The organism is Paractinoplanes pyxinae, from assembly GCF_026626335.1.
GTDB lineage: Bacteria > Actinomycetota > Actinomycetes > Mycobacteriales > Micromonosporaceae > Actinoplanes > Actinoplanes pyxinae.
In genome coordinates this window covers 809,042-823,745 of the sequence record NZ_JAPNTZ010000001.1, presented here as the reverse complement: position 1 = coordinate 823,745, position 14,704 = coordinate 809,042, and the positions used below count along the sequence as shown (strand labels likewise).

The 14,704-nt window shown below is 69.2% G+C and carries 17 protein-coding genes; 7 read left to right on the top strand and 10 right to left on the bottom strand.

Annotated elements, in window-relative coordinates; translation table 11 throughout:
* Positions 1-64: 64 nt before the first annotated feature.
* Positions 65-916, top strand: coding sequence for an NYN domain-containing protein (locus OWR29_RS03550; RefSeq protein WP_267560870.1), 852 nt, complete (start codon positions 65-67; stop codon positions 914-916).
* Here the strand turns inward: OWR29_RS03550 and OWR29_RS03545 are convergent.
* Positions 863-1,261, bottom strand: coding sequence for an SMI1/KNR4 family protein (locus OWR29_RS03545; RefSeq protein ID WP_267560869.1), 399 nt, complete (start codon positions 1,259-1,261; stop codon positions 863-865). The genes OWR29_RS03550 and OWR29_RS03545 overlap by 54 nt on opposite strands.
* Positions 1,262-1,311: 50 nt before the next feature.
* Entirely contained in the window at positions 1,312-1,851 is a 540-nt protein-coding gene (locus OWR29_RS03540; RefSeq protein WP_267560868.1) for a hypothetical protein, read from the bottom strand.
* A 64-nt stretch (positions 1,852-1,915) separates the two neighbouring features.
* Between OWR29_RS03540 and OWR29_RS03535 the strand changes: the two genes are divergently transcribed.
* Both OWR29_RS03535 and OWR29_RS03530 read left to right on the top strand, forming a co-directional pair.
* Complete coding sequence (locus tag OWR29_RS03535) at positions 1,916-2,404, top strand: GNAT family N-acetyltransferase (protein ID WP_267560867.1); 489 nt, start codon at positions 1,916-1,918, stop codon at positions 2,402-2,404.
* A 39-nt stretch (positions 2,405-2,443) separates the two neighbouring features.
* Positions 2,444-3,187 (top strand): hypothetical protein, encoded by a 744-nt coding sequence (locus tag OWR29_RS03530; protein ID WP_267560866.1) that lies wholly within the window; start codon positions 2,444-2,446, stop codon positions 3,185-3,187.
* Here the strand turns inward: OWR29_RS03530 and OWR29_RS03525 are convergent.
* Together OWR29_RS03525 and OWR29_RS03520 are read right to left on the bottom strand one after the other, a co-directional pair.
* Positions 3,150-3,977, bottom strand: coding sequence for a GNAT family N-acetyltransferase (locus OWR29_RS03525; RefSeq protein ID WP_267560865.1), 828 nt, complete (start codon positions 3,975-3,977; stop codon positions 3,150-3,152). The two genes, OWR29_RS03530 and OWR29_RS03525, sit on opposite strands and share 38 nt — an antisense overlap.
* Positions 3,974-4,525 (bottom strand): GNAT family N-acetyltransferase, encoded by a 552-nt coding sequence (locus OWR29_RS03520; protein ID WP_267560864.1) that lies wholly within the window; start codon positions 4,523-4,525, stop codon positions 3,974-3,976. The genes OWR29_RS03525 and OWR29_RS03520 overlap by 4 nt, the downstream gene beginning before the upstream one ends.
* On the opposite strand from OWR29_RS03520, the gene OWR29_RS03515 reads away from it, so the two are divergent.
* Positions 4,520-5,170, top strand: a complete 651-nt coding sequence (locus OWR29_RS03515; RefSeq protein ID WP_267560863.1) for a hypothetical protein — start codon at positions 4,520-4,522, stop codon at positions 5,168-5,170. The genes OWR29_RS03520 and OWR29_RS03515 overlap by 6 nt on opposite strands.
* 37 nt (positions 5,171-5,207) lie before the next feature.
* The gene (locus tag OWR29_RS03510) at positions 5,208-5,660 is read left to right on the top strand and encodes a DUF3592 domain-containing protein (protein ID WP_267560862.1); all 453 of its coding nucleotides are present in this window, start codon (positions 5,208-5,210) and stop codon (positions 5,658-5,660) included.
* Positions 5,661-5,688: 28 nt separating this feature from the next.
* Here the strand turns inward: OWR29_RS03510 and OWR29_RS03505 are convergent, their stop codons facing one another.
* The gene (locus tag OWR29_RS03505; RefSeq protein ID WP_267560861.1) at positions 5,689-6,525 is read right to left on the bottom strand and encodes an Ltp family lipoprotein; all 837 of its coding nucleotides are present in this window, start codon (positions 6,523-6,525) and stop codon (positions 5,689-5,691) included.
* Positions 6,526-6,785: 260 nt separating this feature from the next.
* Entirely contained in the window at positions 6,786-7,121 is a 336-nt protein-coding gene (locus OWR29_RS03500) for a hypothetical protein (protein ID WP_267560860.1), read from the bottom strand.
* A 159-nt stretch (positions 7,122-7,280) separates the two neighbouring features.
* Between OWR29_RS03500 and OWR29_RS03495 the strand changes: the two genes are divergently transcribed.
* Positions 7,281-8,267: a hypothetical protein gene (locus tag OWR29_RS03495; protein WP_267560859.1), complete on the top strand. Its 987-nt coding sequence runs from the start codon at positions 7,281-7,283 to the stop codon at positions 8,265-8,267.
* Between the two features lie 50 nt (positions 8,268-8,317).
* Here the strand turns inward: OWR29_RS03495 and OWR29_RS03490 are convergent, their stop codons facing one another.
* The 3 genes from OWR29_RS03490 to OWR29_RS03480 are packed head-to-tail and all read right to left on the bottom strand — an operon-like array spanning position 8,318 to position 12,423.
* A complete protein-coding gene (locus tag OWR29_RS03490; protein WP_267560858.1) occupies positions 8,318-9,934 on the bottom strand; it encodes a DUF2334 domain-containing protein in 1,617 nt (538 codons plus the stop codon).
* A complete protein-coding gene (wecB, locus tag OWR29_RS03485) occupies positions 9,934-11,094 on the bottom strand; it encodes a non-hydrolyzing UDP-N-acetylglucosamine 2-epimerase (RefSeq protein WP_267560857.1) in 1,161 nt (386 codons plus the stop codon). The genes OWR29_RS03490 and wecB overlap by 1 nt, the downstream gene beginning before the upstream one ends.
* Positions 11,095-11,115: 21 nt before the next feature.
* Positions 11,116-12,423, bottom strand: a complete 1,308-nt coding sequence (locus OWR29_RS03480; protein WP_267560856.1) for a glycosyltransferase — start codon at positions 12,421-12,423, stop codon at positions 11,116-11,118.
* Positions 12,424-12,871: 448 nt separating this feature from the next.
* Here OWR29_RS03480 and OWR29_RS03475 point away from each other — a divergent pair, with 448 nt between their 5' ends.
* Positions 12,872-13,900 (top strand): hypothetical protein, encoded by a 1,029-nt coding sequence (locus OWR29_RS03475; protein WP_267560854.1) that lies wholly within the window; start codon positions 12,872-12,874, stop codon positions 13,898-13,900.
* Here the strand turns inward: OWR29_RS03475 and OWR29_RS03470 are convergent.
* On the bottom strand, positions 13,884-14,687 hold the full coding sequence (locus OWR29_RS03470; RefSeq protein ID WP_267560853.1) for a class I SAM-dependent methyltransferase: 804 nt from the start codon (positions 14,685-14,687) through the stop codon (positions 13,884-13,886). The two genes, OWR29_RS03475 and OWR29_RS03470, sit on opposite strands and share 17 nt — an antisense overlap.
* Between the last annotated feature and the right edge of the window lie 17 nt (positions 14,688-14,704).

The following is a 14,704-nucleotide window of genomic DNA, read 5'->3' as shown; positions in this document are numbered from 1 at the left end:
CACCACGCCCCACGACTCGAGCCTATCCAGACCGGAGTGCCCGGCTGATGGCATCCTGTGGAGCGTGAGGCCCAGGTGCTCCCTATATGTGGACGTCGGTTATCTGCTCAGCGCCACCGCCGTCCGAGTGACCGGGACGTCGTTCCGCAACGGGATCCAGGTCGACTACGAGTCGCTGATCGACGCGCTCGTCCAGCAGGCTGAAGCGCTGTCCGGGCTGCCGGTGCTGCGAGTGCACTGGTACGACTCCGCGCGCGACGGCGTGCCTGACAACCAGCAGCAGTTCATCGGCGAACTGTCGAACGTCAAGCTGCGCCTCGGCCGGTTCGGCCGGGAGGGCCAGCAGAAGGGCGTCGACCTGCGCATCGGCCTCGATCTGGTGACGCACGCCCGCAACGGCGCCGCCGACGTCTTCATCCTCGTCTCGGGCGACGACGACCTGACCGAGGCCGTCGAGGAGGCCCAGGTCCACGGCGTCCAGGTGATCCTGCTCGCCGTCCCCGACGCGACGGACAAGCCGCACGCCATCAGCCGCCACCTGATCCGCGCCGCCGACGGCCTCAAAACCATCTTCCCGGAAACCATCGACCAGACGGTCACGAAGATCGAAGTGCAGGGCTGGCGCCCGCGACCGAAACCGGCGCCCCTGCTCGAGCCCGGCGGGACGATGTTCGAGGATCAAGCCGACTTGACCGAGCAGATCGACTCGGTAGTCAGCAATGTCCTGGCCACCTTCCGCCGGTCCGCCACCGCCGAGGCCCTGACCGAACTCGTGGCCGGACGGCCGTCCATCCCCCGGGACATCGACAAGGCCCTGCTGACCGACCTGTCCGACCGCCGAGGCGGCATCGATCTGAACGAACTAGTGCGCCACAAACTCCGTACCAAGTTCTGGGAGAAGTACGACGAGGCCTGACCACAGTTCGTCGAAGTTCTTCGGCGGGAACCCATTCGAGCCGGCCCTCGACGGCCACAGGAAAATACCCGTGGTCAAGGCCTCCGCGGTCTCATCGATCATGGCGCCGACGCTCGGCCATTCCGCCCGCTCGAAGGCCCACTCCATCCCGTCTGCCGCCCGCCACCACTCCAGCAGGTCAGCCGGGAACGGCACACCGACTTCGCGCTGGGCGGCTGCGAGAACCGCCTCGGAGGCGCCCGGCCGCACCTGCGCCGCCTCGGAGGCGCCCGGCCGCACCTGCGCCGCCTCGCCCGCGCAGTGGCGCTGCAGCCAATCGACTATGACGCTCCACCGGCCGGCCACAACGACAGCGTCCCGCATTCCGGCGGTCTGAGCGCCTGCTTTTCCGGCCTCTACTCGGCTTGCACCACGGTGAAAGGGGGTCGCACGCCCTCGGTCAGTTCGGCTGCCGCCTCCAAGGCCATCACGGCGCGTTCGTGGCTTGTGGCGGAGGATTTGGCGGTGGAGTGCAGCGAGCCCAGGGCGACAAGGTAGCCGGAGCCGACCGCGGCGTAGCCCGAGATCGTGTGGCCGATCTGATAGTCGCTGTCGACGACGTAGAGGCGGCCGTGGATGCCGACCAGGAACTGGCCGCCCTGCTCCTGGCCGTCCTCCGTGCGGGCGTAGCCGCCTCTGGTCAGGCATTCGCGAACGGCGTCGATGAAGGTCGTGGCCATGAACCGGTCGACGTCCCAGTTGTCGGGCTCGCCGACGTCCAGGGAGTAGCGCAGCAGTTGACCCATCCGGTAGCTGGTCGTGAAACCCATCAGGTACGGGCCCACCTGGAACACCTTGGAGTCGGAGCGCACCGCGACGTGCCACCCGTCGCTGCCGGCCGAGTCCCCGCCCACGGTGACGGTCCGCCCGTCCGTGATCCCGACGATGCACGTCACGAAGTCACCCTTCCTGGCTCACTCGGTCAGCGTGACTGTAGCCGTGCGCGGGTAGATTGCTTCCATGATCAGAGCGGCCGTGGTGGACGACGTCCCGGAGATCAGGGCGATGATCCGGGAGCTCGCCGCGTACGAACGGGCGCCCGAGCAAGCGAAAGCAACTGATGCTCAGCTGGTTGAGGCCCTGTTCGGCTCGGACCGTGCCGCGTACGCCCTGATCGCCGAGAACGACGACCCGAAAGAGGTGGTCGGCTACGCGGTGTGGTTTCCGTTCTTCTCGACCTGGACCGGCACCCGGGGCATGCACCTCGACGACCTCTACGTCCGTCCGGAGGCGCGCGGCGGGGGTCACGGCCGGGCCCTGCTCGCCGGCCTGGCCGCCATCTGCGTGGACCGCGGCTATGAACGCTTCGAGTGGCGGGTGCTGGACTGGAACGAGCCGGCCATCGGCTTCTACCGCTCGCTTCGCGCCGAACTGCTGGACGAGTGGACGATGTGCCGGCTGAGCGGTGAACCCCTCGCGGACCTGGCCCGCCAAGCGCCGGCGCGCTGACGAAAGCAGCATTGGACCGCCGTCGGTACGGTGTGCCGCATGGACGAGCATGATGCGAACGTCGTCGTGGCGACCACGATGCCGTTGTCGGCGCAGGCCCGGGCCGACCTGAGCCGGATGCTCGGTGACGGCTACATCGTGCTCGACATCAAGGAGGCCCCGACCACGGCCAACATCGTGCTCACGACCGTGGTCAGCGCGCGGACGCTGGGTTCGCTGCGCGGGCTTTTCCCGGACGCGCGAATCCTCCTCACCGAATTCGACGATCACGATCGGGGCATCCAATACCCGGGGCCGATCACCCGGGCGTTGGAGGGCGGCCCCGACGGCTACTACGTCGCGCACGGCCTGGAGGCGTTGCCCGCCATCGTCGAGAACGAGTCGCGGCTTCAGCTGGCGGGCAGCACCCGGCCGTCGCCGCCGATGATCGACACTGGTCCGCGGGAGCCGGTGGAGCGCCGGGCCGTGCTGTGGCCGCCGGTCGAGTCCGGCCATGGCAGCATCGTCTGGACGCAGGGCACCGACGCGGCCGACGGCCTCACCCTCGACCTCAAGTTCCTCGACGACGCTGTCGCGGGCTTGCTGCGTACGAACGAACCCCGCGCGACAGGCCTGTGGGCCTCACTGGTCGCGGAGACCGCCGTGCACCTGGCCCGCACCACCGACACCGACATCCTCGTCGACGTGACCGGCCTGTCCCCGGCCACGCTGGCTCAGCTCGAAGTGCACGTCTCCTCCGAACGAATCAACCACGGTTCCCGTCCCGCTCCGGAAGAGGCTTGACCAGGATGGCCCGGGCGTAGAGCAGGTCGAACCCGTTTCGCTGCACGTTCTGCTGCGACTTGGAGCCGGGCTGTGTGGTGACGACGGCGAGGTCGCACCCCTCGGCCGCCGCATCGGCCAAACGAGCCGAAAGCAGCGCCGACTGGACGCCGCGGCGCCGGTGCTCGGGAAGGGTCGCCGCGCCGGTCAGCTGAGCCACCCCGCCGGCCACGTGCATGCTGGCGCCGCCGGCCGGGACGCCGTCGCGCAGCGCGAGGTAGTGGCGCAGACCGGCCGCGGCCATGTGCCGCATGGCGTTCACCACCACGTCGCGCGGGAAGTCCTCGTGCGAGGCGACGCCCTGCGTGTCAGCCACCGCAAAAGCATCGGCGACCACGTCGAGCCATTCGCCTTCCCCGGTCGCGCTTCGCACTTCGATGTCGTACGTCGTCCCCGCGCCCGCCGTGGGCCGGCAACCGGACACGTTCTCGAACGAGACGAGCCGGTAGCCCCGCCCGCTCAACACCTCACCGACGGCCGGGTCGGCGAGTGTGGACACTTCCGCCTGAACCGCGCTGCCACGGGCGAAGAAGGCCTGCTCCACCGCGTCGAGGTCGGCGGCCGCCGGAACGCCACCGAAGCCGAGCCCGGCCACCTTGTTCAGCGGCGAGTCGGCCTCGGCGAAGCTGGCCACTCCACCGGCCAGCGGCACGGCGAACCCGTTTCGGGCGGCTTCGCTGCTGCGTCCCATGAGGTCGGCTTCGAGCCGTTCGAGGCGAGCAGCCATCTCCACATCGCAGAACAAGCTCATCGTTCGCCAACTTCGTACGAGAACACGATCATGTCCCGCATGACGATGCCGTTCTCGCTCAGCGGAGGGTCGATGTACGAGAAGAAGTCCCGCTTCACGCCGTGCATGCGAAACCCGCACCGCTGATAGAACGCGATGTTGTCGAGCGAGCAGTTACCCGTGCCGACCAGCATGCTCCGCCCGTGCCGCGGCAGCTCCGCCTGCAGCGAGGCCACGATCCGCCGCCCGTGCCCCTGCCGCCGGGCCGGCTCCACAACGGCGAGATACAGCAGTTCCGACGGTTCCGTTGCCGACCACCGCATCACCGCCGCGCCGACCGGCTCCTCCCCCACCCGCGCGATATACCCCTGACAGGCGGACTCCCGCAGCGCGGCCCGAATCCGCTCGTCGTCCTCCTCAGCGTCGTGCAGCAGCGGGACGAGGCTTTCCGACTCACCCGCCGCCACAGCAACGCACTCCCAGTTCGTGTCCACTCGGCGAATCTCGCACCCCGCCGCCGTACCGACAAACGGTTTTGCCGCAAGATCAGCTATCTTGCCGTCGTGCATATTCAGGTGGATGAAGGCGCCCTGGTCGAGGTGCCGACGGCCGACGTCACGGGGATGGACCGGCGCGCGTTCGGCGAGTTCGTGGGCCCGCAAGGCGAACTGGCCTCCTACGCGTTCGGCTGGACCACCGGGGCGGATCCGCACGTGGCTCGCCTGTCGGTCGGGATCGGCGCCGGCAACCCCGGCGGCGGCACGTTCCACGCCGTCGTCTTCGCCAACGAGGGCGGTCACGCGTTCTCGCTGGTCGACGAGCCGTTCGAGCACGTCCCGCAGGGCGGCCCCGACCTGACCGCGAACGAGGCGCGCGCCCACGAGGACCTGCCCTTCGTGTGGTGGGTCACCGACCACGTCATGCAGCTGGACCGGCGGGCCTGGTGGATGCGGCACTGGCTGCTGGGCACCAACTGCGTTCAGACCAGCCAGGTCTTCGAACGTCACGAACCGGTGCTCTCGATCAGCCACGACGCCCACGACGGGCTCTGGCAGCTGACCGGCGCCTCGGACGGGGACACCGCCACCGCCAAGCTCGGGCACCTGCACCACGCCGTCGACGAGGATCCCAGCCTCATCGACGTCCTCGACCTGCCTCCAGGACGCACCGCCGAGCGCGCAGCCGCCGGCAAACCCTGGACCGGCCGCCTCTGATTCGGGCCGCTGGACGGGTTCCTCTACCGTTCTGCCCATGGGGGAAGAGTCGATGGGTTTCGGCGTTGTCGTCGCCGCGTTCGTGGTGGGAGTTCCGGCGATCGCGGGGGTGCTGGCGATCGTGCTCGGCCTCCGGCGGCGGCAGCGGGTGCGGCAGCTGCTCCGGGACGGCCAGCGAATCACCGCGGTGGTGGCCGGCAATCAGCGGGTGGCGCAGAGTGAAGGCCGAGACACGTTCCTGCCCGTCGTCCGGTTCCACACGCGCGAGGGCCACGAGGTCCGCACGGCGGTCGACACTTCGAGCAGCTACAAGTCACACATCATCGACGTCCCGATGGACATCATCTACGACCCGGCCGACCCCCAGCGCGCCATGTCCGTCGACACCCGCGGCGACGGCGGCATCGTGGCTGTCGTCGTGGGGTTGGGCTTCCTCGCCTTCTCGGTGGGCGCCTATTTCTTCGTAACTATGGGCGGATTCCTCGACTAACTCAGCATCTCGAGCTCGAGTCCTCGGATCACAGCCCGACCTTCTTGACGCCATAGGTGGCTTGCTTTGTCGTGAAGCCCTCGAACTTGAGCTGCCGAATCAATTCGGAGCGGGAGAACGATCCGCTGTCGAGATAGTCCGCCGCTTTCTTGGCGGCCTGGTCGTTCCAGTTGGCGTTCTGCGCGTTCACACCGAAGGTGGCCTGCTTGGTCGAGAAGCCTTCGAACTTGAGCTGTTTGATCAGCCCGGAGCGCGAGAACGAGCTGCTCTCCAGATAATCCGCTGCTTTCCCGGCGGCCTGCTCGTTCCAATCGGCCTTCTGCGCGTTCACACCGAAGGTCGCGTCCTTGGTGGAGAAGCCTTCGTATTTCAGCTGCTTGATCAGGCCGGAGCGCGAGAACGAGGACGACGACAGATAGTCGGCTGCCGTGTCGACGGCATTCTGCTGCGAGACGGTCAGCTCTTCGGTGGGTTCGGTGGTGGGTTCCGCGATCACTTCAGTAGTGGGTTCGGTGACGGCTTCCGCGGCCTCGGTGGTCGGCTGCCCGGCAGAACCTAGGTTGCCGTGGTACTCGCCGCACAGAGTGGTGTCCCACAGTGTCGGATCGTACGGGCGGGTGCCGACGGTCATGTCGATGCACACCTGGAGCTTGTCGATGGCTTCCTGGTTGGCCGCGCTGATGGATGGCGTTGTTGTCATAGCCGCAACGGGAGCCGCGGCGGGCGTCTCGTCGCCCCCACCGGCAGCGATACCGACTACGACGAGCCCGGCGAGTCCGGCGAGCACACCGCCACCGATCAGGCCGGCCTTCTTACCGCGGCCCATTCTGCTTCTGGGGGCGGGGACGTATTCCGGCGTATACATGAAAGTTCCCCCTGCGCGCGGGTTGTTCAGCGGCGACGCTTTTCCGCGCCGGCATTGACCCGGGCCGACATCAGGTTAAATGCCGGATGCAGCAGGAGAATCCGCCGGAAGTACATGTGCAGAAGCTTCATGGCGGACTCGGCACTGACGTTCATTGCCGCCCGCCGGGCCGACGGGGGATGTCCACGGTGCACGGTCTGATTCCGGCGTCGGCGTCAAAGATCACGGCACTGCATATCCGCCGCGGCGCGGTGCCGGGTTCAGCCGATCAGCAGTGTGATGACCAAGCCGAGGACAACCATTGCGTAGGCCGCGATCATCGCGTTCCTGCGGATCGGGCGGCCGGCGGCGAGGCCGAGCAGGCCGGTCAGCAGGCCCAGCAGGATCACCGTGACCGGGACGGGACGCGACCAGTCCGGGCCGGCGATCGGGCAGAGGGACTGCTCGGAGCCGACGATGCAGCTGTTCGACATGATGTGGGCCGATCCGAGGAGGGTGACGGCGGCCAGGACGACCAGGGCGGCGAACGCCCCGGCGTATCCGGCAGCCTCGGCCGGGGTGCCGTATCGGCCGCTCGTCCTTTGTTCGGTTCGCACGGTTCCTGTTCCTCGCTGATCTCTCGCTTGGCGGCGGACAGTCAGTCCAGCACTTTCCGGGGTGGCCGGTCTACTGCCGTATGTGCAGGTCATGTGAAGAATGCCGCGGTGTGCTTCAATCGCGGGCCAGCCATCGATGTTTGTCAGCGGGGGTAGCTCATGAGGCGCAGGCACTTCTTACTGGGTGCGGCCGGGATCGTTCTGGCCGTTCCGTCGCGGGCGGTCGCGGCTCCGCCGGCGGCGCCGGATCTGGTGGCTGACCCGGCCGGGGCGGAACGGGATTTCGTACGGTGGTTGTCGGTTCACGCCCCGCGCCGGGCGGTTCAGCAGGCGGCCGGCCAGGCCGTGGACGGTGACACGGCGGCGTTTCTGTCGTCGGGCTATCCGGCCGCGCTGAGCCAGGCGGCTCGGGATCGGGCGGACGATCTCGAGTACGCGAACCGGATGGCGGCCGAGCACCCGGCGGCGGACTTTCCTTGGGTGAACGCGGCGGCCCGGCGCGCGGCGAACGGCACCGACGAGGAGCTGGCCGAGTTCGGCGGCACCGGATACGCGGCCGCCCTGGCCCAGGACAACGCCCACGTTCCGTACGACGACGGCGCCTCCCTGGTGAGCTCGAGCGACTGGGACTATGTGGACTCCATTCGGTTCGTCGATCCGGGGTCGGTTGCCGTCGAGCGAGCCGGCGCCGTGCGGACCGATGCCGACGTGGCCGAGTTCCTGCGCCACGGCTGGCCCAGCGCGGCCCGCATCGACGTCGACGCGTTCCGCGGGCGGTACGTCGCCGACGAGCTGGCTCAGTGGCAGCAGGCCAACTACCAGATCCGGATTGCCGTAGCGGCCGACGTCGACCCGTACGCGGCGTTGCAGGCCTGGGACGTCGTTCGCCGGGTGGCCAGCCGGCAGCCGAGCGCGTGGGCCGAGCGTGAGCGGTACGCGCGGGGGCGGGCCGACGACTGGCTTCGCCTCGCCTACACGGCTTCGGACTCGGACAGCCCGCTCTGGGCCACGCTCGCCGTCGACGCCTGGGCCCTGCAGGAGCGGTGGACCAAAGAGGTACCGGGTGCGATCCGGCAGGCCGATTGGTGGCGGCAGCTGGACCAGTACGCGCAGGCGGCCATCGAGGAGCTGATCCACGGCTGGTGACCGACGCCGACGCGCCGCCGATGAAAGTCACCGGCGGCGCGTCGGGGAAACTAGATGACCGAGTTGGCCGACACGAACGTGTAGCCCTGGGCCTTGATCCCGGTGACGACCTGCTTGAGGTAGTCGGTGCCGAGGTACGGGTGGTAGAAGAAGCTGGCCACCCCGTCGCGGACCACCAGGTTGCGCTTGGCCGCCCCGATCAGGTCGGCCGGCAGGCGGGCCGGGTGGTTGTTGAACGCGTCGGGTTCGACGTTGCCGACGTTCTCGGGAATCACGACCGAGCCGTAGACGTCCCGGACGGCGTACGGGAAGAACTGGCCGAACTGGCGGGAGTAGTCGAACTTCTGGCCGGTCAGCACGCCGGGGAAGTACAGGCCGCGGTCGTAGCGCTTGCCGAACAGGGTGTTGACCACCTGGTAGTCGACGGCGCTGGCCGCGTAGTGCGGGAACTCGAAGATGGTGGGCGTGCCGAGGCCGGCCGCGGTGAAGATGAGGCCCGAGGCGACCATGCGGCTGGTGGCCCAGGCGGCCGAGTCGCCGGCGACGGGACCGTCGTAGATGACGCTGTCGTTGGCGTCGACGTGGGCCGCGTAGAACTCGAAGTCGTTGGCGCTGACCCCGTCGTACGGGTTGGCCACGTTGCCGTACTGGTGGGTGTAGCCGTGCATGAGCAGCGTGCCGCCCTTGCTCTGCATGTACTTGAGCGCGGCCACCACCTTCGGCTTGCTCAGCAGCGTGTAGTCCTGGGCCTTGCCGCCGTTGTTGACGCCCTTGGGGTCGCGGTAGCGGGGGTAGACGGCCACCGTGAACGGCACCTTCTCGCTCGACAGGTAGTCGGCGACGGCCTTGAGCTCGGCCGGGTCGGAGTCGGGGCCGACGTCCTCGATGCGCACCAAGCCGCGGTGCCGGTCGACGTTGGTGAAGCCCAGCGAGTCGAAGAGCAGATCGGCGAACGCCAGGTAACGGTCGTCGTGAGTGACGTACGCGAAAGGAATCTCGCCCACGTAGGTGAAGTTGCCCGACTTCACGGCCCACGGGAACGTCGAGCCGTCGGGGCGGACGGCCGTGGCCAGCGTGCTCACCTTGGCCGGGTCGCTGATCGACAGGTTCATGATGCCGGACTTGTTGACCGTGTCGCGGGTGAGCGTCTGGCCCTTGTAGCCGACCTCGGCCACGTCCGCGAAGTCGAAGCCGCCGCTGGTGAAGCCGTGCTGCGCCGCGAAGTCGCCGGTAGCGGTGAGCTGCCAGATGTTGTCGTACAGCCAGGTCACCGGCTTGCTGGTGGCGGTCACGTCGGTCAGGAAGGCCGGCGGGATCGGCTCGTCGTAGGTGGAGCCGACGTAGATGACCGCGGTGTACGCGTTGAGGTCGCCCGCCTTGTACGAGCCGACCGGCGCCGCCGTCCACGAGCCGAAGTGGGAGCTCAGGTTGGCGGTCTGAGTCGCGTAGACCTCGCCCATCCAGCCGTAGTCGCCCGTGGTGTCGTACAGGACAAGGGTTTTCGCCGTTCCGCCGCCGGGCGCGGCCTTGCCGGACTTGGCGGCCGGCAGCGCGGTGACGACGGCGGCCGGCTTGACCGCGGCCTCGGCCTGCACCGAGCTGAGGGCGAACGCGCCGAGGGTGACGGCGGCCGCGGCGGCCGAGATGAGGGGCTTCGAGAAACGCATCAGCGGGACACTCCAACCATGGCTTCGGGAGAGGCGGTCAGACCGAGAAGAGCGGCGGTGGCTTGGGCGGTGCGGTGGGCGGCGAGACCGTCGCCGTACGGGTTTCCGTTGACGGTCATGGCGTCTCGGCGAGCACGGTCGTCGAGCAACGCGGACGCCTCGTCGACGATCAGCTGCGTGTCGGAGCCGACCAATGTGGCGCAGCCGGCGTCGATCGACTCGACCCGCTCGGTGACGTCACGCAGCACCAGCGCCGGGACGCCGAACGACGGCGCCTCCTCCTGGATGCCGCCCGAGTCGGTCAGCACCAGGTAGGCCTCCGACAGCAGGCGGGACAGGTCCGCGTACGGGACGGGGTCGGTGACCGTGACCCGCTCGAGCCCGGCCAGACCGGCCTCGACCTGGGCCCGTACGGCCGGGTTGGGGTGGCTCGGCAGGATCACGTCGATGTCCGGGTACTTCGCGACCAGCGTGCGCACGGCGGCCAGGATGCGGTCGAGCGGCTGGCCCCACGACTCGCGGCGGTGGGCGGTCACCAGCACGAGGCGGTTGCTCGAGTTCGCGCGGGCGGCGGCAACAGCGGCGTTGGCGTAAGGCAGCTTGCGTCCGGCCACGGCCAGGGTCGCGTCGACGACGGTGTTGCCGGTGACCATCACGTCGGCGGCCGGCACGTTCTCGTCGAGCAGGTTCATCGCCGCGAGCGGGGTCGGCGCCAGGTGAAGCGAGGCGACCTGGGCGACGAGCTTGCGGTTGGCCTCCTCGGGGAACGGCGAGTCCAGGTCGCCCGAGCGAAGACCCGCTTCCAGGTGTACGACGGGAATCCGGCGCCAGAAGGCCGCCAGCGCACCGGCCAGGCTGGTCGTGGTGTCGCCCTGCACGATGACGGCGGCCGGCGGGCGGACGTCCCACAGCGCGTCCAGCTGGCGCACCATCTCGGTCATCAGCTCGGCCTGGCTGCCGGTGCTGCGCTCGATCGTCAGCGTGACGTCGGCGGTCAGGTCGAACGCGGCCAGCGCCTGGATGACCATCGTGGGGTGCTGACCGCTGGCCAGCAAAACCGGCTCGACCAGACCCTGCTCGCGCATGGCGATCGCGACCGGGGCCAGCTTGACGGCTTCGGGGCGGGTGCCGCCGATCAGGTGCACTTCGGGGAGCGACATTTCGGATTCTCCTGGGGGGTCTCAGGCCGCGAGGGCGAGAGCGGAGGTGGGGAGCGGTTCTTCGGCCAGGCGTTCGGTCTTGGCCCAGGCCTGCCGGCCGGTGGCCTGCCGGGCGATGGCGCGGTAGGTGGCCACGAGGCCGAGGAGCAGGAACGCGGGGTAGGCGACAGCGGCCAGGAACAGCCGCGGAAGGGTCTCGTCGCGGAGCCGGTAGCGGTGCACCAGCGCCCACAGGAAGCCGGGGAACCAGGTGATGCCGAGCCAGACCGCGCCGCCCGCGGCCAGGTCGGACCAGCCGGGCGTGCTCACCGCGACCATGACGGCCAGGACGACGGTGACCAGCGCGTTGATCCACGGCGAGAACAGGTAGTGCAGCACCTCGGCCAGCGAGGTGAGCCCGATCTGCTTCGAGGTGACCAGCTGCCGCAGGTAGCGGGCGCACTGCAGGTTTCCCTGGGCCCAGCGGGTGCGCTGGCGGGTCAGCCGGCGGACGTCGACCACGGCCTGCTGGGTGACCGCGGCCCGCGAGGTGTAGCGGATGCCGACGCCCGACAGGTGCATGCGCAGGCCCAGTTCCAGGTCCTCGACCAGGCAGGCCGACCACGGCGCCGCGCCGAGCGCCAGCAGCGCCGAGAGCCGGGTGAACTGCCCGTTGCCGCCGAGCCCGACCGTGTCGAGCCGGTCGCGCAGGCTCTGGCAGGCGTTCACGATGGACGCGAACTCGAGGTCCTGCACGGCGCCGAGCAGCTTGTTGCGGTTGCGGATGCGCACCTGCACCTGCACCGCGCCGATCGCCCGATCGCGCAGCATCCGCGACACTTCGAGCAGAATGTTGGGGCTGCCCTGACCGTCGCCGTCGATGATGCCGAGGACGACCTTCTCGGGGCTGATGCCGGCCTGCGCGGTCTGCTCGGCGATGTAGCGGTACGCGGCGTTCAGCGCCTCGCCCTTGCCCTTGCGGGCCTCGGGCAGCTCCCGGCGCATCACGTGCAGGCGAGGGTGGTCGATGGCGGCCAGCACCTCGGGCGTGCGGTCGTCCGAACCGTCGTCGACCACCAGCACCCGGGCCAGCGTGTTGCCCGGTCCGGTGAGACCCAGAGCGGCCCGTACGGTGTTCCCGACCACGACCTCTTCGTTGAGCGCGGGCACGATGATCCAGAAGTGCTCGGGGGTGCCGTCGCCGTTGACCAGCGACCGGCTGACCAGCTCCTGGCGGCGTGACGCCACGTAGCGGACGGCGATGGTCACCAGCGCGACGGTCGAGAGCGGCCACGACAGCATGAGCGCGTAGCCGGCGACGAGGATCAGCCCGCCGTGTTCTCCGAACATCGCAACCTCCGCCTTGTCACCGTTCGTGATGTCGCCCGTCGCGGTTACCCGTGTTTTTCGGACGCATTAGGACAATAGGAAGCTACGCAGCGTGAAACAAGGGCGTTGACCTGGGCGGCGGCGCATCCTGGCCAAAGGGTTGAACTCAGACATCTCAGGCTGCACGTATCGGGTCGAAACCAGGCACGAATCGGGCTTTTGCCGCTTACCGCTTCGGCGGCTTGCCCGCCCCCAGATCTCACTCTTCGTAATGTCGCCGTACGAGATCGGCTAAGGGATCGTCGGCCGCCTGCGGTCACTATGAGTGATTTCGCTGTCGCGCGGGGCGGGCCGGAAAATGTCGGCGCCCTGTGGTAGTTATTGACCCCTCTGGATCGGTGCGCGGGGGCGAGACCGTTCAGTTGTCGCTGCCCCCTGCCCGGTCCTCGGCTTCGAGGGGGAAAGTGCAGTGCGCAGACCTGTCGTCTTACTCGCCGCGCTCGTGACGTGTCTGGGTGGCCTCGCCGTCGCTCCGGGCACCGCGCAGGCCGCGGCCGAGCCCACAGTCACCCAGCTGCCGTTCGGCAACCCGGCCGACGTCGTCTCGGCCGGCGACCGGGTGTTCATCAGCGGCGGCCGCGACGCCACGCAGATCGTCGTCACGTCGGCGACCGGGGCGATCACCGGCACCATCGACGGCCTCCAGGGGCCGACCGACCTGCAGCTCAGCAACGACCGGCGCATGCTCTACGTGGCGCTGCCCGCGGCCGGCCAGATCGTCGCGTACGACACTGGTTCGCTCCTGCGGTCGGCCGTCTACGAGACCGCCTGCCCCGAGACGCTCGCCGTCACCGGCCGCTTCCTGTTCTTCGGCTACAGCTGCGACAGCCGCGGGCTCGGCAAGGTCGACCTGGGCCGCCAGCCGGCCGTGGTGACCACCGGGCTCACCGGCCAGAGCTTCAGCTACGCGCAGCCGGCCACCGCGCTGCGCAACAACAACGTGCTGTTCGTGGGCGACGCGGGTGGCAGCCCGTGGACGGGCTACTCGTACACGATCGGCGCCGGCGGGGCGCTGACCTATGTCGGCAGCACCAGCCAGCTCGGCGGCAACCTGGGCGACGTGGCCGTCGACCCGACCGGCGCCACCGCCTTCACGGCGAGCGGATCGCCGTACCGGCTGCAGACGTTCTCCATGGCCAATCCGGCCCAGACCGGCCGCAGTTACTCGCTCGCGCCGTACCCGAACGCGGTCGAGCTGACCCGCGACGGCACGCGCATCGCGGGCGGCTCCAACGCGGGGTACGACGGCGATGTGACCGTCTTCGGCGTCGACGGCAGCTCGGTGGCGTCGTTCGAGCTGGGCGGCACCGACCACATCCTGGCCCGGGGCGGCCTGGCCTGGGCGCCCAACGGGAAGAGGCTCTACGCGATCAGCAACGACGGCTTTTCCCAGCAGGCGCCGGCCCAGCTGCACGTGTTCCCTATCCCGGCGGCCTGAGGTCACCGATCACAACCATGCGATTGTGATCGGCTCGCAGCGGCTCACCGTCTTCGCCGTACGCGGTGACGGCGGTGAAGCCCGCCGCGGTGCACCAGTCACGCAGCTCCGGGAAGCCGAACAGGCGCTTGAGGAAGGTGAGCGTCCGGGCCCGGCCGTCCCGCACGACCGTGCGCTCGACCTCGAAGCGCAGGGTCAGCGGGTCGAGGTGGTGCCGGTCGACCAGCAGGTCGCCGTTGGCCCGGGCGGCGGTGACCCGCGAGGGAGTGTACGAGGCCAGGAACTTCACAAGGTTGTCGAGGTCCATGGCCAGGCGTCCGCCGGGCCGCAGCACGCGCACGATCTCGTCGAGCACACCCCGGTTGGCGTCGTCGTCGAAATAGCCGAAGGCGGTGGTCCAGTTGACGACCCGGTCGAACCGGCCGTCCCACTCCCCCGGCAGCGCGCGCATGTCCCCGGCGACGTAGTCGACCTCGACTTCGAGAGCGCCCGCATCCGCCCGGGCACGGTCCAGGAACACGGCGGAGGAGTCGAGCCCGGTGACCCGGCAGCCGCGGGAGGCCAGTTCGTTGGCCAGCGCGCCGTGCCCGCAGCACAGATCGAGCACCGCCATCCCCGGCTCCAGGCCGAGCAGCCTCCACACCAGGTCGGCCGCCGCGGTCGCGCCCGGATACGCCGTGCCCACAATCGGTCCGTGCGTCGGTGCGCCGCCGCTCTCCGCGCCCACGAAGAAGTGCAGATAGTCCTCGTCGTACATCGATGCCGCGTCGAACAGATCCCCCGTCATCCCGCCACCGTAAGGGC

Bases quoted from the DNA above. Each gene is read 5' to 3' on its own strand.
- OWR29_RS03490 (WP_267560858.1), bottom strand. From the start codon at position 9,934: ATGCGTTTCTCGAAGCCCCTCATCTCGGCCGCCGCGGCCGCCGTCACC.
- OWR29_RS03525 (WP_267560865.1), bottom strand. From the start codon at position 3,977: ATGAGCTTGTTCTGCGATGTGGAGATGGCTGCTCGCCTCGAACGGCTC.
- OWR29_RS03510 (WP_267560862.1), top strand. From the start codon at position 5,208: ATGGGGGAAGAGTCGATGGGTTTCGGCGTTGTCGTCGCCGCGTTCGTG.
- OWR29_RS03520 (WP_267560864.1), bottom strand. From the start codon at position 4,525: ATGCACGACGGCAAGATAGCTGATCTTGCGGCAAAACCGTTTGTCGGT.
- wecB (WP_267560857.1), bottom strand. From the start codon at position 11,094: ATGTCGCTCCCCGAAGTGCACCTGATCGGCGGCACCCGCCCCGAAGCC.
- OWR29_RS03530 (WP_267560866.1), top strand. From the start codon at position 2,444: ATGGACGAGCATGATGCGAACGTCGTCGTGGCGACCACGATGCCGTTG.
- OWR29_RS03495 (WP_267560859.1), top strand. From the start codon at position 7,281: ATGAGGCGCAGGCACTTCTTACTGGGTGCGGCCGGGATCGTTCTGGCC.
- OWR29_RS03470 (WP_267560853.1), bottom strand. From the start codon at position 14,687: ATGACGGGGGATCTGTTCGACGCGGCATCGATGTACGACGAGGACTAT.
- OWR29_RS03535 (WP_267560867.1), top strand. From the start codon at position 1,916: ATGATCAGAGCGGCCGTGGTGGACGACGTCCCGGAGATCAGGGCGATG.
- OWR29_RS03480 (WP_267560856.1), bottom strand. From the start codon at position 12,423: ATGTTCGGAGAACACGGCGGGCTGATCCTCGTCGCCGGCTACGCGCTC.
- OWR29_RS03505 (WP_267560861.1), bottom strand. From the start codon at position 6,525: ATGTATACGCCGGAATACGTCCCCGCCCCCAGAAGCAGAATGGGCCGC.